24 protein-coding genes are annotated in these 21542 nt (G+C 54.6%); 16 read left to right on the top strand and 8 right to left on the bottom strand.

The window, feature by feature from the left end; genetic code table 11:
* Nucleotides 1–71 precede the first annotated feature (71 nt).
* From radA to waaF, 5 genes are all read left to right on the top strand, one after another.
* Nucleotides 72–1460, top strand: coding sequence for a DNA repair protein RadA (gene radA / locus HC248_RS00480; protein WP_168920770.1), 1389 nt, complete (start codon nt 72–74; stop codon nt 1458–1460).
* Nucleotides 1461–1551: 91 nt separating this feature from the next.
* Nucleotides 1552–1953, top strand: coding sequence for a glycerate kinase (locus tag HC248_RS00485; RefSeq protein WP_202882399.1), 402 nt, complete (start codon nt 1552–1554; stop codon nt 1951–1953).
* A 160-nt stretch (nt 1954–2113) separates the two neighbouring features.
* On the top strand, nt 2114–3052 hold the full coding sequence (locus tag HC248_RS00490; protein WP_168920772.1) for a branched-chain amino acid transaminase: 939 nt from the start codon (nt 2114–2116) through the stop codon (nt 3050–3052).
* 13 nt (nt 3053–3065) lie between these two features.
* A complete protein-coding gene (locus tag HC248_RS00495; RefSeq protein ID WP_168920773.1) occupies nt 3066–3275 on the top strand; it encodes a zinc-finger domain-containing protein in 210 nt (69 codons plus the stop codon).
* An 80-nt stretch (nt 3276–3355) separates the two neighbouring features.
* Nucleotides 3356–4378: a lipopolysaccharide heptosyltransferase II gene (gene waaF, locus HC248_RS00500; RefSeq protein ID WP_168920774.1), complete on the top strand. Its 1023-nt coding sequence runs from the start codon at nt 3356–3358 to the stop codon at nt 4376–4378.
* 245 nt (nt 4379–4623) lie between these two features.
* On the opposite strand, the gene HC248_RS00505 is transcribed toward waaF, so the two are convergent.
* The 3 genes from HC248_RS00505 to HC248_RS00515 form a co-directional block, all read right to left on the bottom strand.
* Nucleotides 4624–5835, bottom strand: coding sequence for an ATP-binding protein (locus HC248_RS00505; RefSeq protein WP_168920775.1), 1212 nt, complete (start codon nt 5833–5835; stop codon nt 4624–4626).
* An 89-nt stretch (nt 5836–5924) separates the two neighbouring features.
* A complete protein-coding gene (locus HC248_RS00510) occupies nt 5925–6632 on the bottom strand; it encodes a response regulator transcription factor (RefSeq protein ID WP_168920776.1) in 708 nt (235 codons plus the stop codon).
* Between the two features lie 105 nt (nt 6633–6737).
* Nucleotides 6738–8144: an AmpG family muropeptide MFS transporter gene (locus HC248_RS00515; protein ID WP_168920777.1), complete on the bottom strand. Its 1407-nt coding sequence runs from the start codon at nt 8142–8144 to the stop codon at nt 6738–6740.
* A gap of 31 nt (nt 8145–8175) precedes the next feature.
* Here HC248_RS00515 and HC248_RS00520 point away from each other — a divergent pair, with 31 nt between their 5' ends.
* From HC248_RS00520 to HC248_RS00555, 8 genes are all read left to right on the top strand, one after another.
* Nucleotides 8176–9015 (top strand): M48 family metallopeptidase, encoded by an 840-nt coding sequence (locus tag HC248_RS00520; RefSeq protein ID WP_168920778.1) that lies wholly within the window; start codon nt 8176–8178, stop codon nt 9013–9015.
* 410 nt (nt 9016–9425) lie between these two features.
* Entirely contained in the window at nt 9426–10121 is a 696-nt protein-coding gene (locus tag HC248_RS00525; RefSeq protein ID WP_168920779.1) for a hypothetical protein, read from the top strand.
* Between the two features lie 3 nt (nt 10122–10124).
* The gene (locus HC248_RS00530) at nt 10125–10769 is read left to right on the top strand and encodes a hypothetical protein (protein ID WP_168920780.1); all 645 of its coding nucleotides are present in this window, start codon (nt 10125–10127) and stop codon (nt 10767–10769) included.
* Nucleotides 10766–11056: a nucleotidyltransferase domain-containing protein gene (locus HC248_RS17915; protein WP_168920781.1), complete on the top strand. Its 291-nt coding sequence runs from the start codon at nt 10766–10768 to the stop codon at nt 11054–11056. The genes HC248_RS00530 and HC248_RS17915 overlap by 4 nt, the downstream gene beginning before the upstream one ends.
* A 300-nt stretch (nt 11057–11356) precedes the next feature.
* On the top strand, nt 11357–12025 hold the full coding sequence (locus HC248_RS00540; protein WP_168920782.1) for a VOC family protein: 669 nt from the start codon (nt 11357–11359) through the stop codon (nt 12023–12025).
* A gap of 85 nt (nt 12026–12110) precedes the next feature.
* Nucleotides 12111–12536 (top strand): PH domain-containing protein, encoded by a 426-nt coding sequence (locus HC248_RS00545; RefSeq protein WP_168920783.1) that lies wholly within the window; start codon nt 12111–12113, stop codon nt 12534–12536.
* Nucleotides 12537–12808: 272 nt separating this feature from the next.
* A complete protein-coding gene (locus tag HC248_RS00550; RefSeq protein WP_168920784.1) occupies nt 12809–13087 on the top strand; it encodes a type II toxin-antitoxin system RelB/DinJ family antitoxin in 279 nt (92 codons plus the stop codon).
* Nucleotides 13059–13379 (top strand): type II toxin-antitoxin system YafQ family toxin, encoded by a 321-nt coding sequence (locus tag HC248_RS00555; RefSeq protein ID WP_168920785.1) that lies wholly within the window; start codon nt 13059–13061, stop codon nt 13377–13379. Before HC248_RS00550 ends, HC248_RS00555 begins: the two co-directional genes overlap by 29 nt.
* Before the next feature lie 427 nt (nt 13380–13806).
* Here the strand turns inward: HC248_RS00555 and gloA are convergent, their stop codons facing one another.
* From gloA to HC248_RS00575, 4 genes are all read right to left on the bottom strand, one after another.
* Nucleotides 13807–14343: a lactoylglutathione lyase gene (gene gloA / locus HC248_RS00560; RefSeq protein WP_168920786.1), complete on the bottom strand. Its 537-nt coding sequence runs from the start codon at nt 14341–14343 to the stop codon at nt 13807–13809.
* Between the two features lie 86 nt (nt 14344–14429).
* Nucleotides 14430–14870 carry a ribbon-helix-helix domain-containing protein gene (locus HC248_RS18050; RefSeq protein ID WP_168920787.1) on the bottom strand — a complete coding sequence of 147 codons (441 nt, stop codon included), beginning with the start codon at nt 14868–14870 and terminating at the stop codon, nt 14430–14432.
* Nucleotides 14871–14890: 20 nt separating this feature from the next.
* Nucleotides 14891–16459, bottom strand: coding sequence for a GMC family oxidoreductase (locus tag HC248_RS00570; protein WP_168920788.1), 1569 nt, complete (start codon nt 16457–16459; stop codon nt 14891–14893).
* 59 nt (nt 16460–16518) lie between these two features.
* Nucleotides 16519–17151, bottom strand: coding sequence for a twin-arginine translocation signal domain-containing protein (locus HC248_RS00575; protein ID WP_168920789.1), 633 nt, complete (start codon nt 17149–17151; stop codon nt 16519–16521).
* Between the two features lie 145 nt (nt 17152–17296).
* On the opposite strand from HC248_RS00575, the gene HC248_RS00580 reads away from it, so the two are divergent.
* From HC248_RS00580 to HC248_RS00590, 3 genes are all read left to right on the top strand, one after another.
* Nucleotides 17297–17452, top strand: coding sequence for a hypothetical protein (locus tag HC248_RS00580; protein WP_168920790.1), 156 nt, complete (start codon nt 17297–17299; stop codon nt 17450–17452).
* A 109-nt stretch (nt 17453–17561) separates the two neighbouring features.
* The gene (gene exaC, locus HC248_RS00585; RefSeq protein ID WP_168920791.1) at nt 17562–19082 is read left to right on the top strand and encodes an acetaldehyde dehydrogenase ExaC; all 1521 of its coding nucleotides are present in this window, start codon (nt 17562–17564) and stop codon (nt 19080–19082) included.
* Nucleotides 19083–19176: 94 nt separating this feature from the next.
* Nucleotides 19177–19557, top strand: a complete 381-nt coding sequence (locus HC248_RS00590) for a DUF779 domain-containing protein (RefSeq protein ID WP_168920792.1) — start codon at nt 19177–19179, stop codon at nt 19555–19557.
* Between the two features lie 123 nt (nt 19558–19680).
* Here the strand turns inward: HC248_RS00590 and HC248_RS00595 are convergent, their stop codons facing one another.
* Nucleotides 19681–21384 (bottom strand): AMP-binding protein, encoded by a 1704-nt coding sequence (locus tag HC248_RS00595; protein ID WP_168920793.1) that lies wholly within the window; start codon nt 21382–21384, stop codon nt 19681–19683.
* Between the last annotated feature and the right edge of the window lie 158 nt (nt 21385–21542).

Genomic DNA, 21542 nt, shown 5'->3' on the forward strand with positions numbered 1-21542 from the left:
GCGCCGCGTGCTGCAAACATATCGCGGTGTAGCGCTCAAAAAAGCTGGTTGTTTATACAGTAACATAGCCCATGGCCAAAGAAAAAACCGTCTTCACCTGCAACGATTGCGGCGGCACCAGCCCCAAGTGGCTGGGTAAATGTCCGCATTGCAATGCATGGAACACCCTGCTGGAATCTATCGCCGAGAATCCTTCGGCAGCGAAAAACCGCTACAGCGGCCAGTACCAAGGACTGACCAAGGCCTCAGCCGTCATCACCTTGTCCGATATCGACGCCAGCGATATGCAGCGTATCCCCACCGGTCACGAAGAACTCGACAGAGTGCTGGGTGGCGGTATTGTCGAAGGTGGCGTGGTGCTAATTGGCGGTGACCCCGGCATTGGTAAGTCCACGCTGCTGCTTCAAGCGATGGACTCTATGCAGCGCAGCGGCCACCGCACGCTATACGTCACGGGCGAAGAAAGCGGTGCGCAAATCGCGCTGCGCTCTCGGCGTCTGGGCTTAGACGGCTCGCAAGTTATGGTGCTGGCTGAAATTGGCTTAGAGAAAATCCTCGCCACGCTTGAAGCCACTCAGCCCATGATTGCGGTGATTGACTCTATCCAAACCGTCTATTCCGACCACTTGTCGGCGGCTCCGGGTTCGGTCTCACAGGTGCGCGAATGCGCTGCCTTGCTGACTCGCGCAGCTAAGGCCAGCGGCGTGTGCATTGTGCTGGTTGGCCATGTCACCAAAGAAGGCGCGTTGGCCGGCCCGCGTGTGCTGGAGCACATGGTCGATACCGTACTGTATTTTGAAGGCGATACGCATTCGAGCTTTCGCTTAGTGCGGGCGATTAAAAACCGCTTTGGCGCGGTCAATGAAATCGGGGTTTTTGCCATGACCGAAAAAGGTCTGAAAGGCGTGGCCAACCCGAGCGCGATTTTTCTCAGCCAGCACAGCGAACCGGTACCCGGCAGCTGCGTCATGGTCACGCTTGAGGGCACGCGGCCGCTGCTGGTGGAGATTCAAGCACTCGTCGACAACGGCGGGCCTAGCCCGCGCCGACTGTCTGTGGGTCTGGACAAAGACCGGCTGGCCATGCTGTTGGCGGTGCTGCACCGCCATGCTGGCGTGGCGTGTATGGATCAAGATGTGTTTGTCAACGCGGTGGGGGGCGTGCGTATTAGCGAGCCGGCGGCTGATTTGGCGGTGATGTTGGCGATAACCTCCAGTCTGCGAGGCCGGGCCTTGCCCAAGGGTTTTATCGCCTTTGGCGAGGTCGGTCTGGCCGGCGAGGTAAGGCCAGCGCCGCGCGGCCAAGAGCGGCTCAAAGAAGCGGCCAAGCTGGGCTTTACCGTGGCCATAGTGCCCAAAGCGAATGCGCCTAAAAAGGACAGCAAGGATTTCGAAGGTTTGACGATTCACCCGGTCGAGCGCATTGAGCAAGCGCTAGAAGTGGTGCGCAGTTTGGCCTGAACTGGGTCAATCACACAGACGCCGACTTTTTTATTCGGTCTGCGTACTCCCCACAATCGGTTAAGCCTTTGAGGCTGCGAAAATGGTCGCCATGAACTTTCAAAAAATCCTCATTCCCGTCCTTGCCGTTGTCGGCATGGTGGCGGCTTATCGCTTTTATGGCTGGATTGGCGCTGCCGCTGCTGGCAGCGGTTTGGTGATGTGGGGCTTGCTACATTTCACGCGCATGATGCAGGTGCTCAAACGTGCGGCCAACCGGCCGATAGGTTATATGGAAAGCGCTGTCATGCTGAACGCCAAGCTCAAGACCGGCATGACGCTGCTGCATGTGATTGCCATGACACGCTCACTCGGCGAGCGCTTGTCTAACAAGCTAGAGCAACCCGAGGTGTTCCGCTGGAGCGACCATTCAGACTCCAACGTGACCTGTACTTTTGTCAGTGGAAAACTGGCCCATTACGAGTTGTCTAGGCCAGAACAAGCCGCCGACTAGCTGGCGATTTCAACGGTTTCTGCGGCTCTGCGGTGGCCGCTCAGCGCTGACCCGTAAAATCGATTCTTTAGTACGTTTGTCAGTCAGTTAATCAGTCAGTCCAGGCGCAGTAGCGCCGTCCCCTTTTTTTACTTTTTTTACTCATCACAGGATAAGCACCATGTCCCCAGTAGCACCCTCAATGGAAGACCGCGACGGCAAAATCTGGATGGATGGCCAGATGGTCGAATGGCGTGATGCCAAGATACACGTGCTGAGCCACACCCTGCACTACGGCTGTGGCGCGTTTGAAGGCGTTCGCGCTTACAACACCGCCAAAGGCCCAGCGATTTTTCGTCTCGCCGAGCACACGGATCGCTTGTTTAACAGCGCCAAAATTCTGCGCATGGCGATTCCCTTTACCAAGCAAGAAGTCATGGATGCGCAAAAAGCCGTGGTTCGCGCGAATGGTTTGGAGAGCTGCTACATCCGTCCTTTGACCTGGATTGGTTCGCAAAAACTCGGCATCTCGCCTAAAGGCAATCAGATTCATCTGATGGTTGCGGCCTGGACTTGGGGCGCTTACTTGGGCGCAGAAGGCATGGAGCGCGGCATTCGTGTGAAGATTTCTAGCTACACCCGGCATCACGTCAACATCACCATGACGCAGGCCAAAGCGGTGAGTAATTACACCAACTCTATTTTGGCCAACATGGAAGCGCTTGAAGACGGTTACGACGAAGCCTTGCTGTTAGACGCCTCTGGCTTTGTCAGCGAAGGCTCGGGCGAGAACATTTTTGTGGTCAAGGACGGTGTCGTCTACACGCCCGATTTGTCCGCCGGCGCGCTCAACGGCATCACGCGCAATACCGTCTCGCACATCTGCAAAGACTTAGGTCTTGAGCTGATTCAAAAACGCATCACGCGCGATGAGATTTATATCGCCGATGAGGCTTTTTTCACCGGCACGGCCGCAGAGGTCACACCGATCCGCGAGCTCGACAGAATTGAGATTGGCAGCGGCTCACGCGGCCCCATTACCGAGAAAATTCAAGCGGCATTTTTTGACATCGTCAACGGCCGTAATCCTAAATACGCCGATTGGCTGGCACTGGTTTGAAGCGAGAAAAAATATGAGCCAACCTTCTGTCGTCGAATTACTCGCTACCGATCTGAATGCCCAAGGCAGCGTTTTCTGCCCCAATCCCAAGGCTGATATGAAGCTCTGGAACAGCCACCCCAAGGTCTATCTGGATGTGGCGCGTACCGGCAAAGGCAAGTGCGCCTATTGCGGCACGGTCTATCAGCTCAAGGCCGGCGAGCATTTTGATAGCCATCATTAAGCGAACACTGCCGGCCGCCACACAGCTTAGCTGGCTGTCAAACCGCTTGGGTAAAAACATGGGTTCTAGCTATGCGGCCCATGAATAACGCCCCGCTGGATACCGATCGCCCGAACTCTTTAATCATTGCGCCGCAGTGGATAGGTGACGCGGTAATGACAGAGCCGCTGCTGCGCCGCTTGCACGCGCGCGGCGAGCGCTTAACCGTAGGCGCTCTGCCTTGGGTAGCGCCGGTTTATCGGGCTATGCCGCAGGTCGCTGAGGTGATTGAGTTTCCCTTTGCCCACGGTGGTTTGCAGTTCCGCGAGCGGCGCGCTATAGCCAAGCGCGTGGAGGGCCGGTTTGAAACCGCCTACGTGCTGCCCAATTCACTTAAAAGCGCTTTGTTGCCGTTTCTCGCCAGCATCCCTAGGCGCGTCGGCTACTTCGGTGAAGCCCGTGTGGGTTTGCTCACACACCGGCTTAAAAATCCTAAAAGCAAGCCGCCCATGGTGGCGTTTTATTCTGCGCTGAGTGGTGAGTCTGGATTTGACGCCGATAGGCCGCAACTTAAATTCTCGGATCAAGACATTAGCGCGGCGCTGGCCAGACAAGGCTTGCCTGTGTCTGGCTATTACGTGTTTGCGCCGGGTGCAGAGTTTGGACCGGCTAAGCGCTGGCCAGCCAAGCATTTTGCGGAACTCGCTGCTTCGCTGGATTTGCCGGTACTGCTGCTTGGTTCGGGCAAAGAGGCTGAGCTGTGTGATGAAATTGTCTTGCTTAGCAATACGGCCAATAACGCTAAGTGCTTGAGCTTGGCAGGTAAAACTTCCTTGACCGAGGCGCTGTGCCTAATTGCAGCAAGCCGCGCCTGCATTAGTAATGACTCGGGTTTGATGCATGTGGCTGCAGCTTTAGGCGTGCGTCAAGTGGCGATTTTTGGCTCCTCCAGCCCGCTGCATACACCGCCACTGAGTGATCAAGCCAGCGTGCTGTGGCTCAAAAACGATGCCAGTTACCAGTCACCACTCGACTGCGCGCCATGCTTTGAGCGCATCTGTCCCTTGGGTCACACCCGCTGCTTGAATGACATCAGCGCGCAGCGGGTGCGCGACTTACTTTAAACAGATTCTTTAGTAGACAAAAAAAAGCCGCTCTACAGCGGTTTTTAAAATCCCAGTGTTAACTAGAGCCTGTTTTTTTAAACTCTACTTTAAGAGTTTTTACCTTGAAAGTTGTGACAGCAACTTGCTGACTATGCAACATAACAATAATTCTAAGAGTGCTTGCGACCTCAATTCCTTGCTTTTAAAAGGTCTAAACAATACCTGCGGCGATAGTCCTCATCGCCTCGCAATGCGCAGTAGTCTTAGGGTCGCGAAATAGGTAGTTCGACGATAAAAGAGGCACCGCCACCAGGCCTAGCTTCGCAGCGCACGCTGCCGCCATGTCGCTCGCTAATGGATTTGACCAGCGCCAAGCCTAGGCCGACACCACCATGGCGTTCGCTGGCGCCAGGCAGGCGGTAAAAGGGCTCGAAAATGCGTTTTCGCTGTTCGATTGGCACACCTGGGCCGCGGTCATGGACACGGATCACGGCTAGCGTTTGTCCCTGATGGCGCAGTTGGGCTAGCTCTACGTTGACCTCACCATCACTGTAGCGTCTGGCGTTTTCCAGTAAATTGCGCAATAAGCGGCGCAGCAGACGCGGCGAGCCGCGCAGCGTCAGGCTGTGCTCGGACGATGGGGTATTTTTCTGCACGTCTTGAGCGTGTAAGTCGGCGTCGAGTTCAGCATTCACACGTGAGCATTCTTCTGCGGCCAAACCAGTCAGATCTAGACTTTCAAAGGTTTCGGCATCGGCCTGCCGTGCGTCCAGCCGGCTGGCCAATAAAATCTCGTCAATCAGCTGGTCTAGCTCGTTGATGCTGCGCGAGATTTCCTGGCGCTGCGGTGAATCTGCACCACCTAGCAACTCTAGACTCATGCGTATACGCGCCAGCGGCGAGCGCAGCTCGTGTGAGGCATTGGCCAGCAGTGATTTGTGCGAATTCATCAGTGTTTCTATGCGTTCAGCTGCGTTGTTAAAACGCTGGGCTAAAAACGCAACCTCGTCATTGCCGTTGGTACTCACACGCGCCGACAAATCGCCCGCGCCCCAGCTTTCGACGCCGCGTTGCAAGGCTTCTAGTCTGACGGTCAGGCGACGCATCACCGGATAAGCGCCTACTGCTACGGCCAATCCAACAATGATCAGCATCCAGCCAAACCCAAGCGGTAAGCGGCCCCAAGCCGGTAGTGGTGGGCCCTTGGGTCTGGGTAGTAACAAGTTGAGCTGCCGGCCATCTGAGGTGGTGACATCGAACTCAAGGTCTGCGCCGTGTTTGCGGTATTCCTTGGTCTGAGCCGTACCTATGACTTGGCCGGCTGAGTTATGTACCAATACCTCGCGTATCGGCATCTCGTTGGGTGGGCTTGTCATACGCCAAGCAGCACCGACTAAAAAGGTCAGTACTAAAACGGTGGCAACGACGGTCAGCCAGATACGGACATACAGGTGCGAGGTAAAGCGAGTCCACATGGGCGGCGTCAATTTAAGAAGTTATTCAATCTAGAAAAGGCAATTGGATACGCCATACATAAACCAGCGAGCAATTGCTTTTTCTAGGTCTAGTCCTGCTGCTTGGCAAAGACATAGCCAACGCCGCGTACGGTAAGTATGCGCTTGGGATTTTTAGCATCGAGTTCTATGGCGTTGCGTATCCGGCCCATGTGTACGTCAATAGAGCGGTCAAAAGCTTCCAGTTCACGGCCGCGCACCGCCTCCATGATTTGGTCGCGGCTAAGGACGCGGCCGGACCTTTCCGCCATGGCAACGAGTAGATCGAATTGGTAAGAAGTCAACTCACACAAGCTGCCTGAGACCGTCACGCTGCGCGCATCGCGGTCAATTTCTAAGGAGCCAAAGTGCATAGATTTTTGCGTCGCGCTCGGAATCGCCTCGCCGCCCCGGCGCAGCACTGCGCGGATGCGAGCGAGTAGCTCGCGTGGCTCAAACGGTTTCGGTAGGTAGTCGTCGGCGCCGATTTCTAGACCCACAATTCTGTCCATTGGGTCGCCCTTGGCGGTCAACATCAACACGGCGGTGTTGGCAGCTTCGCCGCCTTGGCCTTTGATGCGCCGGCAAACTTCTAGGCCGTCCATATCCGGCAGCATCAAGTCGAGTATGACTAAATCAGGTGGGCTGGCGGCGAGTGCGGCCAGACCGCTATTGCCGTCGGCGGCGTGGGTAAAACCGTAGCCAGACTGGCGCAGGTATTCGCCCACCATATTCGCTAAGCGGGTGTCGTCTTCAATCATCAAAAGCTGTTGTGTCATGAGGCTTGTCTTTCTTAAGGGCAACGCCCGGTTAACTTGATGTTGCACTCGGCTAGGCAATAAGGCTTGAAGTGGTCGTAAAGTTACTGTAAAAAGCCGGCTTGATTACTCATCTTTAGCTATTTGTCGCTGTTTTTGTCTAGACGCCAACCATACCAAGATCAGCACTGGCAAGCCTAGCAAGGCCGTGGCGGTGAAAAACTGGCTGTAGCCAAAGGAATCCACATAACTGCCCGAATAACCGGCTAAAAACTTAGGTAAAAGCAGCATCATGGAGCTAAATAACGCGTATTGCGTGGCCGAGTAATTCACGTTGGTCAGACTAGAGAGGTAGGCGATAAAGGCCGCTGACGCAATGCCGCTGGATAAGTTATCCGCCGAGATCACAAAAATCAGCGCATTCACGTCATGGCCGCGTGAGACCAGCCAAGCAAACAGCAAGTTGCTGCCGGCGCTGAGCACAGCGCCCAACATCAATACCCGCATCACGCCAAAGCGCATAGCTAAGGCGCCGCCTAAAAAGGCACCCACCAAGGTCATGATCACACCAAAAATTTTAGTGACAGCGGCAACCTCATCCTTGGTGTAGCCCATGTCGACATAAAAGGGATTGGCCATGATGCCCATGACGACGTCGCTGATGCGGTAAATCGCGATCAAGGACAGTATCAAGATGGCCTGCTTGCCGTAGCGGCGTAGAAAGTCAGTAAACGGCTCGACTAACGCGCCCTGTAGCCATTCGGCTGCATTGCGTGCAGGTTTAAAAGCTCTGGCCACCGGCTCGGGTGAAAGCAGCACAGTGACCACACCTAGCAGCATAGAAATAGCCATCGCGAAGTAGGCGCTAGCCCAAGCGCTTTGTTGGTAAGCACCAGCGCCAGTGACCTCGGCGCGGGCGGCAATCCACAGCGCACCGGCGCCAGCCCAGATCATGGCCAATCGGTAACCGGTTTGATAGCTCGCGGCTAGCGCGGCTTGACGCTGCACATCGGCGGACTCAATGCGGTAGGCGTCGAGTGCAATATCTTGCGTGGCGGAGCCAAAAGCCACTGCCAGCGCACACCAAATAACCGGTTGCAAATCCAGCCGCGGATCCGTCAGTGCCATCCCAACCAAGGCCGCGATGATGACGCTTTGTGACAGCAACAACCAACTGCGTCTGCGCCCCAGCCAGCGTGTGAGCAATGGAATCGGTAGCCGGTCAACCAGCGGTGCCCAAACCCATTTAAAGCCGTAAGCCAAGCCGACCCAACTCAGGTAGCCAATCGTGGTGCGGTCTATGCCAGCTTCGCGCAACCAAAAGCTCAGCGTGCCAAACACCAAGAGCAGTGGCAGGCCAGCGGAAAAGCCCAGCAGCAGCATGCGCAGCGTAGCCGCTTCGGCATACACCTTCCAGACCTCGCGCCAAGGTTTTTTGACGGGGGTATTCGCAGTCTCTGTGGCAAGGCCAGATTCGCTGTTGAACGACGGATCAGGGGAGTGATGGGCAGTGGGCGTATTTTTTGCTGGCATGGGCGTTATCGTTTTTGACTATTATTGACGCATGTGTATGTTATGTGAGGCCAAACATTCCGCCTGGGCTGGCCGCCGGGGATTTTTACTTGCGTCAAGCGCTGCGGCTGCGTTGGTGACTATGCCAGCTGCGGCGCAAGTTAACGTAGGCGCGCCCTCAACGTTGCGCAATTTAGTGCCAGCCGAAGAGCTAGAAACCGCCGCTGTGCAGCAGTACGCCAAGATGCTGTCCGACGCCAAAGCCAAAAAAGCCCTAGCCTCAGCCACCCATCCGCAGCTAATACGCCTGCGCCGCATCGCCAGCCGACTAGTGCCGCAGACCGTACAGTGGAACGACAGAGCGCGGCAGTGGAACTGGGAAGTTAATTTGCTAGGCAGCGATCAGATCAACGCCTTTTGCATGCCGGGCGGAAAGATCGCTTTCTACACCGGTATTTTGGAACAACTCCAACTCACCGATGACGAAGCCGCCATGATCATGGGCCACGAAATGGCCCATGCACTGCGCGAACACGCACGTGCCCGCATCGCCAAAAGCCAAGGCACCAGCACCATACTCTCGTTAGGTTCACGCCTGCTAGGTTTGGGCCAACTCGGCGAGATGGCCGCCAGTATGGGCACCCAATTGCTGACGCTGCGCTTTAGCCGGGACGATGAAACCGAGGCCGATTTAGTCGGCTTAGAGCTAGCTGCGCGCGGCGGCTTTAATCCGCAGGCATCGGTTAGCCTGTGGCAGAAAATGGCTGCCGCCAGCGGTGGCGCGGGCGGACCAGGTTTTCTCTCTACCCATCCGTCGGGCCCAGACCGGATCCGTCAATTGCAAAGCAATGTGCCCAAAGTGCAGGAGTTGTATTTGCGGGCGCGGGGGTGATGCCTTTTGATGGCGCGGCGCACTTTAGAGCGCTCGCGTGCGCGGTCTGCGAGTAGTCCGCACAAATCGAAGTCATGCTTGTTTCGCGTGTTGGCTATTTTTAGTGGGCAGATTGCGGGGAGCTTTTCTGCGGCGGTGGGGTGTTTCAGATAGGCCAAAAACTACGAAAGCTGCGCCACACGATCCTAATGTTGTGGATGTCACTTGGTATTTTGCTGGTGGATACCCGGGTGACTTGACCACATCATCGTGGCGGGGTGTTCAACACTTTCTATGGCGGAGTGGGTGGTGGTGTGAGTGCGGAGCCTTCGGGCTCTTTTTGCTTTTCATGCTCAAGGATTTTCGCTTCAGCGTCGCAGCTAAAAACTGGAATAAGATAAAGAAATTCGCAACTAAAAAAGGTGTCGTGGATGGCTTGCTCAAGAGGCGCTGCATCGCCTGATCATCATACGCAGCGCCGGCTTTTTGCTGCATCGGCCGGTTTCTGCCAGAACCCTGGTTGCTCAAATGAGTTGTTCATTGATGCTGGCAGTAAGTCGATCCACATCGCCGAGATGGCGCACGTCTTCGCGGCCAATGATGGTGGACCTCGCGGAAACCCCAGCATCAGCCCAGAAGAGCGGGGCGCTTTTGAAAACCTTGTCGTACTTTGCGCGAACTGTCACACCATGGTGGACAAGGCACCAGATGCATTTCCCGACGGGATGATGCTGGGGTGGAAGCGTGAGCATGCTCACAAGCTTCAGGGGCTATTCGGTGCAGTCAAGTTCCACGACCGTGAGGATGCTCGCCGGGTCGTGGAACCTCTTCTGATGGAAAACTATGCAATCTTCGACCAGTACGGCCCGCACATATATGCAGCCCGCAACCCGGAGAGTGGCGCCGCTGAACAATGGAAGCGCAAGATGCTGACGCGCCTCCTACCAAACAGCAGGCGAATGCTTGCGATTCTTGATACGAATCGCCATCTGCTTGACGGAGGCGAGAAGCAGACGCTTGAGCAATTCCGTCAACACATTGACGATCTGGAAGCTACCCATATTGAAGGAACGTGTGAAGACGCCTCTCGCTTCCCCGCAGGCTTAACCGAAATTCTGGAGGACTAACCAATGAGCGGTGACATGATCCAGTGGGTAGCGTCGAAGCTAAAGGAGAACGTCCGTCTTGATGTCGTTAGTCGAACCCCAGAGGGCTTCTTGGTTGTCAGGTCTAAAACTGGATATACGTTTTTGCTCGCCGTCATTAACATGTCCAATCTGATTGCACCGACAGATGTAAAGCACCTATTTTCTGGCGCAGTTAAGCCGCAGCTCGTAGTGAACGTGCCTTCAAAAACTCTGTGGAGCGGTGCAGCGATTCATCTCGTCCATATGACGTCCGCCGCGTTCGGAACTCTAGGCGACGTCGCGCGCGCTGCCGCTATTGAGAACGCCGGTTCTTTTAGAGACGAGGGCACGGAGTTCTTCATTAAGGCGATGAAACAGCACACGAATGTGTCGAACGTTTCATATGTGTATGACTCTGTCTTCAAGGTTGAACGCAAGTGCGGCCCAAACCTCATAGTTGCGGTTGTCGACGCTTACAACATGAGTGCCGAGGATGTTCGAAACGCCAGAGATCGCGTTGGCCACTTCGATGTTGTCGTGAAATCCTCCAACTACGGCTCGATTACTGCACCTGCGACAGCCGCGGCCATTGACATGGGAACACAGGCACTGGCATTCCGAGAGTTGATGCAGCGGTTAGGCAAGTGATTCGCCAGCGCGTAGTTTCAAGCCTCTGCGAACTCGCTATCTCCCTTGGATGCAAGGCCTATGGTACCGAGTGGCATCTATTCGGTAGTGTTGAGCGAGATGAGCCAGATGCGTCAGACATAGATTTGATGATCCTCTGCAAGAACGACGACCAAGCCGACGAACTTCGCCGAGTCATTGACCCGGATGCGTTAGCACTACCTTTGCACTTAGCTCTTCTAACCTTTCATGAAGCGACGGAGATTGACGCAGTCCAAGTACAACGTAGTCATGCCATTTTCCCGTAAGACGCTCGGTCTGAGTTGCGCAAGGCCTGACCAGCTCTGACAAGTGGATTAGCTTTGAGTCAACCGCTCCGCTGTGCAGCTCATCCTCAGTTCACGCCACTCGTTGGAAACTGTTTGCCGGCTATTGCATTTCCGTCGGCATCTGCTTGAATGGAATCAGGGAGTGAGACAAGCCCTCAACCCGGCGTTGCAGAGGGCGCTCAGCTTATCAGTGGCGCGTTCCTGAACTTTGAGGTTATTTGGCAGTTTGTGGATGTTCTAAGACACTCGAGTCATATTCATTAAATCGGGAGCCCCAACATGCCGCGTTGCCACATAGATCACATCACTGTTACCTCACCAACCCTAGAGGCGGGCGCAGAGTTCATATGGCAAACACTTGGGGTCAGGCCGCAGGCTGGCGGCGAACATCCGCGCATGGGCACTCACAATCTTCTTTTGCGCTTGGGCGACTCGCTGTTCCTTGAGGTCATTTCGCCCAACCCAAAAGCCCCCGCGCCCGAGCGGCCCCGCTGGTTCGGTCTCGACAGTTTGCGCCCGGACGCATTGCCGTCTCTTTCTACCTGGGTTGCTCGCACCAGCAACATTCATGCAACGGCTGACGCTTGCTCTGAGCCGCTGGGGATTATCGAACCCATGAGCCGTGGCGCACTCAACTGGCTAATCACTATTCCTGCCGATGGGTCTGTTCCTCTTGATGGCATCGCTCCTGCATTGATTGAGTGGCAGACTGATTTTCATCCTGCCGCAAAGCTGCAAGACCTTGGGCTTTGTCTCGTCAAACTTGAACTCTTTCACGCCGAGCCTGCACGCGTTTCTCGTATGCTGTCTTGCCTCGACCTTAATGACGTGCTGTCTGTGTCGCCACTTCCGAGCGGAGCGGCGCCGCGTCTAGTCGCCCACATCAACACGCCGCAGGGGCTTCGCAAACTATCGGCTGCCTCCAACCCGGCAGTCCACCCAACCTGAGCTAAAAGCTGCGCAGGTCGATGATTTTTATTTTGGGCTCTTAGCGATGCCTCTGAATCGCTGAAACTTTTGAAAGGAAAACAGTATGGCCAGTTACATTGAAGGCGCACTTATCAAGGACGAGAAACTGATTTACACCGGCAACACCAGCCTGTGGTCGCTAGCGCCTTTAATCGCTTTGGGGCTGGCTACGATCTGGATTTTTGGGCTGGGTTTAATTTTCTGGGCCATGGCCTTCATTCGATACAAGACAACTGAACTTGCCTTTACAAATAAGCGCGTCATTGCCAAGTTCGGTTTCATCAGCCGGCAAACCGTAGAACTCAACATCAACAAGGTGGAGAGCATTCAGGTAAATCAAAGCATCTTTGGCCGCATTTTCAACTTTGGAACTTTGGTTATTTCCGGTGCTGGCAACCCCCAAGCACCGATTCCAGGCATCTCCAATCCAATGTCATTCCGCCGGGCGTTTATGGAGTCTCAAGACAGTGCTGGTCAAGCAAACGCCTAACTTGGTGGTGCAGGGGCGCTGCGCGATGAGGTCGCGCAGCATCCGGTGAATTCAAAAACTAAAGGGAAATCACTTGAGTGTTCTGACAGCGCACTAACGCGGATATCTCGTGTATTTTTTGTATTTGCTTCTATTAGAAAAAATGCAGAGATGGCGACCAGTCAAGCATCGAACACCGTCGGGACATCGCCCCGCAGCATCGAGTCCGCCCATTAGGTTGATTGACCGTATCTCAAAAGAGATACATAATTGCAAAAATGGAGGATCTAACTATGGCACATTCCACAATGTTGCACGTCCGAGTGGACGACGAAATCAAAACGCAAGCCAGCGAGGCGCTGGCAACCATGGGACTGTCTTTGTCAGATGCGGTGCGCATTCTGCTCAAGCGAGTAGTAAACGATCAGGCCTTCCCGCTGGAACTGAAGGTGCCTAACGCTCAGACTCGCGCAGCTATGGAAGAAGCCCGTGCAATGGCAAAGTCTGGTGTCGCCCGTTTTGACTCAGCTGACGCCTTGATCGATGACCTCGAAAAAGTCCGCCAGCAGTAAGCGCGCTGCGCCGCCCAAGGCGTGCGACTACAGCAAGATTTTCCTCAAAGACTGGGAACGCTTATCGCGTTCAGGCCGATACGATCTGAAGCGGTTGAAGGAGGCGATGCTGCTGCTCATCGGCAACGATGCGCCGCTGGGCCCAGAGTGGTTGGACCACCCGCTCAAAGGCGATTGGGCCGACCACCGCGAGTGTCACATCGGTGGCGATTTTCTGTTGATTTACAGACAAGATGGCATCGCCATTATTTTTGTGCGGACAGGCACGCACTCTGAATTGTTCGAGGATTAGGCTACAGGCCAAGGAAAGTAGTCCGCCCTGCCAATGCGCGGTACAGCAGAGCTTGGCAAGGGACTTGAGGCCGTTATTAAACGCCAGCTTGGTTTGAAGCAAGGAGAAAACCGTACGTCCATCAGCGTTGGAATGCGCCAAGTTGGGTGCGTGTCAGGCCATGACGGATCAGGTAATCAAGTAGGCGGAAATCGCCCGTCGCCTATGGCGGAACATGCCGCAAGTTGATCGCCTGTTTGATTTGTGTCACGCATTCAAGCTGGATCAGATCGAGGTCGCCGCTAATGTGCTGGGCAAGCAGGTCTACGTTTAAGTGGCTTAATCTGAAAAAATCACTACGCTTAATGTGGATGTCCTTTTCTCTTTTTCTTTCCACTTGTACTGACGTCGCTAACAGGCTTGTCGGTTCGGTCAATTAGTACTCAGCTCAGCGTCCTATATTTGTCATCAGCGCTGGCTCAACAATCTCAATCCAGTAGCCATCCGGGTCTTTGATAAACGCCACATCTTTCATTTTTCCCTGCTCTGGGCGCTTGACGAAAACGACTTTGTTTTCATCGAACCAAGCCACCGCGGCCGCTAGATTTGGCACGGCAAAGCAGATGTGACCAAAGCCTTGTGGCTGGGCATTACCGTCATGGTATTTAAAGTCAGCGTCCTCTTCTGAGCCCCAGTTATGGGTAAGTTCTAGCACGCCGCGTTGCTTAAAAGTCCAGCTGGTTCGCTCGGCGACATCTTCGGGCGCAGGGTCATCGGCTTGCGGCTTGGCCAAAAAATAGAGTGAGAATTTCATCTCGGGGAAGTCGAGCTTGCGCAGCACCTGCATGCCCATGATGCGGCTGTAAAAGTCTAGCGATACCTTGGGGTCCTTCATGCGCAGCATGGTGTGGTTGAAGACAAAACCGTTTGACGCGGATGACGGCTGGGCGCAAACGCCGGGATAAGACTCGCTGGTAAAACGCATAAATGTGAAGTGTTTTGTGATGGGGTGAGAATATAAAATGACGGAGTGATTTGCTGATGAACGCCTTAAAGCGGTAGCTGTAGTGATTAGCGGCGCACAGCGCTCAGGATGGTGGCGTTGTGCTTTGGGGTAATCGCGGGGGTAGTGCGGGTAGCGCGGGTAGCGTTGATAGCGCTGGTCTTCGGGAGCAAAAAAGCCGTGCTACTTTCACCTTGTTCTTGTGGCTCATGTGGCTCATGAGCCTCTACCTTCTTTTCAAGCGCCAACATGCAGCGGCGCAAGTAGCGCATGCCGGTGACTCTTAAAAAGGAGGCAAAGTTAGGCACTTCGCCGCGGTGAATCAAGATTTCATCGTGAAACTTTGAGATCAAAGCGTTGGTGGTGCATTTTTCCTCCTCAGCCATTTCGGCCAAGATATCCCACACCATGTTCTCTAGCCGAATGCTGGTGAGCACCCCGCGTATGCGAACAGTGCGAGAGCGCTGCTCGTATTGAATCGGATCGGCTTTGACGAAATATTCGCACATGCTGTAGCTCCTGGTAAAAATCAGATGGCGCGCATGGTCATCTGCTGGGCAATGTAGTCGGCTTGGCGAATCGCCAAAGTAACGATGGTCAAAGTCGGATTTTCTGCGCCGCCGGTAGTGAACTGGCTGCCGTCGCTGACAAACAAATTATCAATGTCATGCGTCTGTCCCCACTTGTTGACTACGCCGTCGCTGGCTCTGGCGCTCATACGGCTGGTGCCCATATTGTGCGTTGACGGGTAGGGGGGCGTGCGGAAAGTGCGTATCGCGCCTGCTGCCTGATAGATGAGCTCGCCTTGGGTGAAGGCATGGTTGCGCATGGCGATATCGTTTTCATGGTCGTCAAAGTGCACATTCGGCACCGGGCTACCCCATTGGTCTTTGACATCGGTGTTGAGTGTCACGCGGTTGGTCTCACGCGGCATGTCTTCGCCGACTAGCCACATGCCGGCCAGATTGGTGTAGCGGTCCATCCACCAAGAAAAGTCTTCACCCCAGCCGCCTGGGTTTAGGAAGGCGGCCATGAAGGGAATCCCCAGAGACAGCGTTTCCAGCTCGTAGCCACCGACAAATCCACGTCGGGTGTCGTGCCGCGCTTCGTCGCGCACAATGCCGGCCATGGTGGTGCCGCGGTACATGTGAACCGGGTCCTTGAACGCGGCATAGACCGAACCTGTCATGTGGCGCATATAGTTGCGCCCAACTTGGCCGGATGAATTGGCCAGCCCGTCCTTATACATAGTCGAGGCGGATAGTAGCAGCAGGCGCGGCGTTTCTATCGAATTGCCCGCGACACACACAATCCGGGCTTTTTGCCGCTGCTCTTTGCCGGCCTTGTCAAAGTAAACCACGCCGTTGACCTTGCCCGCAGCGTTGTGCTCGATGCGCGTCACGTGCGATTCAGGGCGTAGATCTAAATTACCAGTGGCTTCCGCCTTGGGAATTTCTGTGTACAAGGTCGACCACTTGGCACCGCTCTTGCAGCCTTGGAAACAAAACCCCAGTTGCAGGCAGCGGCTACGGCCATCGCGCGGTTGGCTGTTAATGGCCATGTTGCCGGTATGCACTTCTTTGTAGCCAAGTTTGTGGGCGCCGGCATACATGACTTTAAAGTTGTTATTACCGGGCAGGCCGGGAATGCCGTTGGTACGGGTCACGCCCATTTTGTATTCGGCTTTGTCGTAATAGGGCTCAAGTTCGGCCAGTGTGATCGGCCAGTCGAGCAAGTTAGCGCCCTTTACTTCACCATAAACCGTGCGGGCGCGAAACTCATGCGACTGAAGGCGAAGTGAAGCACCCGCCCAGTGGGTGGTGGTGCCGCCCACGGTTTTACAAATCCAAGCGGGAAGACCAGCAAAGTCTTTGGCCACCCGCCAGGTGCCGGACGTGGTGCGCTTATCCAGCCAAGCCAGTTGGCTAAACGACTTCCATTCGTCGTTGATAAAAGTGGCGCTGGACTGCATGGCACCGGCTTCTAGCACCACTACCTTGATGCCTTTTTGGCACAGCTCGTTAGCCAATGTGCCGCCACCTGCACCGGAACCTATGATGACGACAACCGAGTCGTCGCTGTAATAAAACTTAGCCATTTATGTCTCCAGAACGTGTGTGTTTTACGGTTTTAGTTTTGCGCGTATCGGTCTCTGCATCAGTCCAAAACTAGCGTCGGGCTAGCCTCTTCTGACGGGGCTGGCAGCCATTTCAAATCCTGAAAACCACGCACCAAGTAGCCACCTTTTTCCCACGAAGCGCCGGGGTAGCCAAACACCGCATAAGCCATGTCGTTGTCGTAGATTGACGTCACGCACTGGCCACGAACAGTGGCAAAGAAAGCCTGGCCTTCTATGGACTTGACGATTTCCAGCTGACGCGCAGCACTTGCTTTGGAGAAATTGCCATTGGCCGCGGTGTTGAGCGCAGCGATTCCCGCTGCCAGCATGTCAGCCGCTGCGCCATCGCCGGCAGCTTTTTCGTCTAAGTCTTTGGCCAGCAGCGCATAGACTGCGTCGGGCAACTTTTCATGCGGAAACAGGATTCGTCCCATGGCCATAATGGTCTCGCCTTGCGCTTTACTCAGACGTTTGAGCTCTAAGGCCCAGACCGGCGAGGGTGCAAGACTGGCCAGCAGCGTGCCCGTGACTAGCGTGCCCATCAAGATACCTGAGCCTTTGAGAAAGCTGCGCCGCGCCAGCGGTAGGTTTTGTTTGGTGACTTCGCCTGTGCCTTCATCACAGGCGCTCTCGTTGGCCAACTCGGTAATTGCAATGGGAATGACTCGCACGGTTGTCTCCTTTTGTAGGTCTGGTTCGCCACATTTTTTGTGGATGCTTCAGTATGGCCGTGGTGTACACCTGCTGGGTGGTATTGCGCTACTTACAAGGTAAACACCTAGGCCGGCAGTGAGTGCCTGTTGCATACATCACGCTATGCCACTCAGCCCTAAACCGTTGATTGCGCCGTATTGGAACAATCTGTCTCACCTGGGTTTTCTTCAGGCGCAGAAGCAGTTGCAAAACGGAACAACGCCGGCGCAAAAAATAGCCGTATTGGTTTTAAACCCATGGTTTACCCTGACGGCCTAAGCCTTATTCAAGCTGGCACGCAGTCTGCAAGAGTAGTAAGGCGAGACACCGGCACTGCGCTAAGCAGTCTACGTCTTTGCCCTCACTATCAACCCTCAGGAGACAAGACATGTTGTATGCCAATCCCGGTTCTGCCGACGCCACGGTCAAGTTCAAAGACCACTATGACAACTTCATAGGCGGCAAGTTTGTAGCACCTGTTAAAGGTCAGTATTTCGACGTCATCACTCCGGTCAGCGGACAGCCCTACACCAAGGCGCCACGCTCTACCGCTGAAGACATCGAGTTGGCACTCGACGCCGCCCACGCTGCCGCTGACGCTTGGGGCCGCACACCGGCAGCTGAGCGGGCCAATATTCTGAACAAAATCGCCGACCGTATCGAAGCTAACTTAGAGATGCTGGCGTACGCTGAAACGGTGGATAACGGCAAGCCGATTCGGGAAACCCTGAATGCAGACCTGCCGTTGGCGGTCGACCACTTTCGCTATTTTGCTGGCTGCGTGCGGGCGCAAGAAGGCGGCTTGAGCGAGATAGACGGCGACACGGTGGCCTACCATTTCCAAGAGCCGCTAGGCGTAGTCGGCCAGATTATTCCGTGGAACTTCCCTATTTTGATGGCGGCTTGGAAACTCGCCCCAGCGCTGGGTGCGGGTAATTGCGTGGTGCTCAAACCGGCTGAATCCACGCCGATTGGCATCTTGTTGGTCGCAGAATTAATCGCCGATTTGTTGCCGCCCGGTGTGCTCAACATCGTCAATGGTTATGGCCGTGAAGCCGGTATGCCGCTGGCGACCAGCAAACGAATTGCCAAAATTGCCTTCACCGGCTCTACCTCAACTGGCCGTGTGATTGCCCAAGCCGCAGCGAATAACTTAATCCCTGCGACGCTAGAGTTAGGCGGCAAGTCACCCAATATTTTCTTTGCTGACATCATGGACAAAGACGATAGCTTTCTAGACAAAGCCATCGAAGGTTTGGTGTTGTTTGCGTTTAACCAAGGCGAGGTTTGCACCAGCCCATCGCGGGCATTGATACAAGAAAGCATTTACGACAAGTTCATGGAGCGCGTACTCAAACGCGTGGCCGCCATCGTCATGGGCAACCCGCTTGACACCGACACCATGATGGGCGCGCAAGCCTCTAAAGAGCAGCTGACCAAAATCATGTCCTACCTTGACCTAGGTCGGCAAGAAGGCGCTGAAGTGCTAATTGGCGGCGCGCAGGCCGAGCTAAAGGGTGACTTGGCAGGCGGTTACTACGTGCAGCCGACGCTGTTTAAAGGGCACAACAAAATGCGCATCTTCCAAGAAGAAATTTTTGGTCCGGTGCTGGCGGTGACGACTTTCAAAGACGAAGCCGAAGCGCTTGAAATCGCCAACGACACGCTCTACGGTTTGGGCGCTGGCGTGTGGAGCCGTAACGGCAATGTGGCCTACCGCATGGGCCGCGCGATTAAGGCTGGCCGGGTTTGGACTAACTGCTACCACGCCTACCCTGCACATGCTGCATTTGGCGGCTACAAAGAGTCTGGCTTAGGCCGTGAAAATCACAAGATGATGCTTGGCTACTACCAGCAGACTAAAAACCTTTTGGTCAGTTATAGCGAAAATAAACTCGGCTTTTTCTGATCGGTTTACGCTTGCGCCAACTCAAGCTGAGTGCGCATTAAAAAAATCATAGGAAAGGGCGCTCAGGCGCTCTTTTCTTTCAGGAGAATAGTTAATGGTCGACAAAGTAATAGCCACTCAGGCAGCACTCGATTTAGTCGCTTTCCTCAAGCAAAAGCACGGCATGTTGATGTTTCATCAGTCCGGTGGTTGCTGCGACAACAGCGCGGCTAACTGCTATTTACCCGGCGAGATCACCATGGGTGCAGGCGACGTGTTGCTCGGCGAGATTAGCGGTTGCAGTTTTTATATCGGCAAAGCGCAGTACCAGTATTGGCGTCATACCCAGCTCATCATTGACGTGATTGAGGGTCAAGGCGGAACCTTCTCACTAGAAGGCCCGGAAGGTAAGGCCTTTCACACCCGGTCCCGCGTTTTTAATGCCGCAGAAATGGCAGAACTAGAAGCTGAGGAAGCGGCTGCATTGGGCAAATAAATTGCACTAAAGCGCGCTTAAAAAAATGCCGTGATGCGCGCTTTAAGCCACTAAAAAAACGCCTTTAAGCGCAAGTTCAAATTCTGCGCAAAAACGGGTTTTGATTCTTGCGTCTGGTCAAGCTCAGGCCCAGATAACCGGACCTGGCAGCTTGTACCAGCCGTCGACTTTTTCCGCCACCACTGTTTCAGCCTTGGTGCGCTTGATTTTCATAGTCGGCGTCAAGCAGCCGTTGTCTATGGTCCAAGGCTCTGGCATGAGCACAATCATGCGAATTTTTTCATACTCGCTCAAACCTCGGTTCACCGTTCTGAGCAGTTCGGTAAATTCAGATTCCACCTGTGCTTTGACTTCGGGATCTTTAATCTTTGGCCGTAGCGTCTCGCTCAAAACTATCATGACGTAAGCCGCTTGCTGGCCCACGCCAGACACCAAAGACATCTCCACCATAGGGTGCTCGTTAAAGCGGTTTTCAATTGGCGCTGGCGCCACGTATTTGCCTTTGGCAGTTTTAAATAATTCCTTTTTTCGACCCGTCAGTTTGAGTTGGCCATCGGCACGTAATTGGCCCAAGTCACCGGTGCGGAAATAGCCGTCTTCGGTAAAACTCTCGGCATTGAGTTCTGGGTTTTTGTAGTAACCAATCATTTGCCCTGGCGACTTGATCAAGACTTCGCCGTCAGCATCAATTCGCACCTTCACGCCCGGTAGCGCCACGCCCACGTGGCCGGCCATGCTGAACTTTTTCGTGGAGGTGTTGGAGACCGCAAAGTCTTCCGTCATGCCGTAGCCTTCCATTAAATTCAGGCCCAACCGGCGGTACCAGTCGATTAGCGCTGCAGGTATCGGTGCAGAACCACTACCGGCTTGCACCACCTGATCTAAACCCAGACCCTTGAGGACTTTGCGCCCGACAATTTTGCTGAGTATCGGAATACTCAGCAGACGGTCTAGCTTTTTCGCAGGCATCTTGCCAAACACACCTTGCTGAAATTTCAGCCACAAGCGCGGCACAGAGATGAAAACCGTTGGCCGTGCGCGCTGCAAGTCAGCGACAAAGGTGTCTAGCGACTCGGCAAAATAGATGTGGCTTCGGCCTAAGACAAAGCCTGTGCATTCAATCCAAGCGCGCTCAAATACGTGGGCCAGCGGCAGATAAGACAGGGCGCGGTAATCAAAATCCAGACCCAGTTCTTCGGTTTGGTAGTTAACTATGCATTCGCTGGCGCGTGTGACGCGCTCAAAACTGTGCATCACGCCCTTAGGCTGACCGGTTGAGCCAGAGGTATACATCAGCATGGCTAATTCGTCGGGACCGCGGGATGGGCGTGCGCTCACTGGCTCGACGCGCGCCACGATGGCGTCCCAAGTTTGGACGTCGGTATTTGGCGCTAAGTTGGCTGCCAAGTTAGGGGCTAAGGGCAGCGAGATGCAGGGCAGACCGGCCGGCACGGCGCTGGCTTGTTGATCCCATGTGTCGAGCTTGCCGACAAACAGCAGGCTCGCACCGCTGTGTTTTAGTACATAGCCTATGGTGGCCGCAGATTCGGTGGGGAATATCGCCACTGTGGTGCCGCCAGCCATCCAAATCGCTAACTCTGCCATCATGAAGTGGGCGCTGTTTTTCGCCAGTATGGCAATCCGTGCACCCGCCTCAAAATTCAGGCTGATGAGGTGGGCGGCCATGCGGCGCGACTGATTCATGGTGTCGGCCCAGGTGTAGTCGATGGTCTTACCAGCACCCGTTGGCTGGGTCAGAAAGACTTGGGTCGCGTGCTCTACCTCGTGGTCGTACACATAGTCAAGAATCAATCGGGCCTGGGTCATTTTGTGTCCTTTATTGTGATTATTGAAACTGATTCGGAAATGCAGACTGACCGTGCAAAACGGCGCTTTTCACCATTGTGGTCAAAACGAAGCGATAGTCGGCAATTTATAAAAATTCATTCGATACATAGTGTAAAAAAAGTCAGCCTAGAGGCCTG

It is taken from the genome of Polaromonas vacuolata (assembly GCF_012584515.1).
Classification (GTDB): Bacteria; Pseudomonadota; Gammaproteobacteria; order Burkholderiales; family Burkholderiaceae_C; genus Polaromonas; species Polaromonas vacuolata.

Coding starts and splice junctions, on each gene's coding strand:
- radA (WP_168920770.1), top strand. CDS start 72: ATGGCCAAAGAAAAAACCGTCTTCACCTGCAACGATTGCGGCGGCACC.
- HC248_RS00485 (WP_202882399.1), top strand. CDS start 1,552: ATGAACTTTCAAAAAATCCTCATTCCCGTCCTTGCCGTTGTCGGCATG.
- HC248_RS00490 (WP_168920772.1), top strand. CDS start 2,114: ATGTCCCCAGTAGCACCCTCAATGGAAGACCGCGACGGCAAAATCTGG.
- HC248_RS00495 (WP_168920773.1), top strand. CDS start 3,066: ATGAGCCAACCTTCTGTCGTCGAATTACTCGCTACCGATCTGAATGCC.
- waaF (WP_168920774.1), top strand. CDS start 3,356: ATGAATAACGCCCCGCTGGATACCGATCGCCCGAACTCTTTAATCATT.
- HC248_RS00505 (WP_168920775.1), bottom strand. CDS start 5,835: ATGTGGACTCGCTTTACCTCGCACCTGTATGTCCGTATCTGGCTGACC.
- HC248_RS00510 (WP_168920776.1), bottom strand. CDS start 6,632: ATGACACAACAGCTTTTGATGATTGAAGACGACACCCGCTTAGCGAAT.
- HC248_RS00515 (WP_168920777.1), bottom strand. CDS start 8,144: ATGCCAGCAAAAAATACGCCCACTGCCCATCACTCCCCTGATCCGTCG.
- HC248_RS00520 (WP_168920778.1), top strand. CDS start 8,176: ATGTGTATGTTATGTGAGGCCAAACATTCCGCCTGGGCTGGCCGCCGG.
- HC248_RS00525 (WP_168920779.1), top strand. CDS start 9,426: ATGGCTTGCTCAAGAGGCGCTGCATCGCCTGATCATCATACGCAGCGC.
- HC248_RS00530 (WP_168920780.1), top strand. CDS start 10,125: ATGAGCGGTGACATGATCCAGTGGGTAGCGTCGAAGCTAAAGGAGAAC.
- HC248_RS00540 (WP_168920782.1), top strand. CDS start 11,357: ATGCCGCGTTGCCACATAGATCACATCACTGTTACCTCACCAACCCTA.
- HC248_RS00545 (WP_168920783.1), top strand. CDS start 12,111: ATGGCCAGTTACATTGAAGGCGCACTTATCAAGGACGAGAAACTGATT.
- HC248_RS00550 (WP_168920784.1), top strand. CDS start 12,809: ATGGCACATTCCACAATGTTGCACGTCCGAGTGGACGACGAAATCAAA.
- HC248_RS00555 (WP_168920785.1), top strand. CDS start 13,059: ATGACCTCGAAAAAGTCCGCCAGCAGTAAGCGCGCTGCGCCGCCCAAG.
- gloA (WP_168920786.1), bottom strand. CDS start 14,343: ATGCGTTTTACCAGCGAGTCTTATCCCGGCGTTTGCGCCCAGCCGTCA.
- HC248_RS18050 (WP_168920787.1), bottom strand. CDS start 14,870: ATGTGCGAATATTTCGTCAAAGCCGATCCGATTCAATACGAGCAGCGC.
- HC248_RS00570 (WP_168920788.1), bottom strand. CDS start 16,459: ATGGCTAAGTTTTATTACAGCGACGACTCGGTTGTCGTCATCATAGGT.
- HC248_RS00580 (WP_168920790.1), top strand. CDS start 17,297: ATGCCACTCAGCCCTAAACCGTTGATTGCGCCGTATTGGAACAATCTG.
- exaC (WP_168920791.1), top strand. CDS start 17,562: ATGTTGTATGCCAATCCCGGTTCTGCCGACGCCACGGTCAAGTTCAAA.
- HC248_RS00590 (WP_168920792.1), top strand. CDS start 19,177: ATGGTCGACAAAGTAATAGCCACTCAGGCAGCACTCGATTTAGTCGCT.
- HC248_RS00595 (WP_168920793.1), bottom strand. CDS start 21,384: ATGACCCAGGCCCGATTGATTCTTGACTATGTGTACGACCACGAGGTA.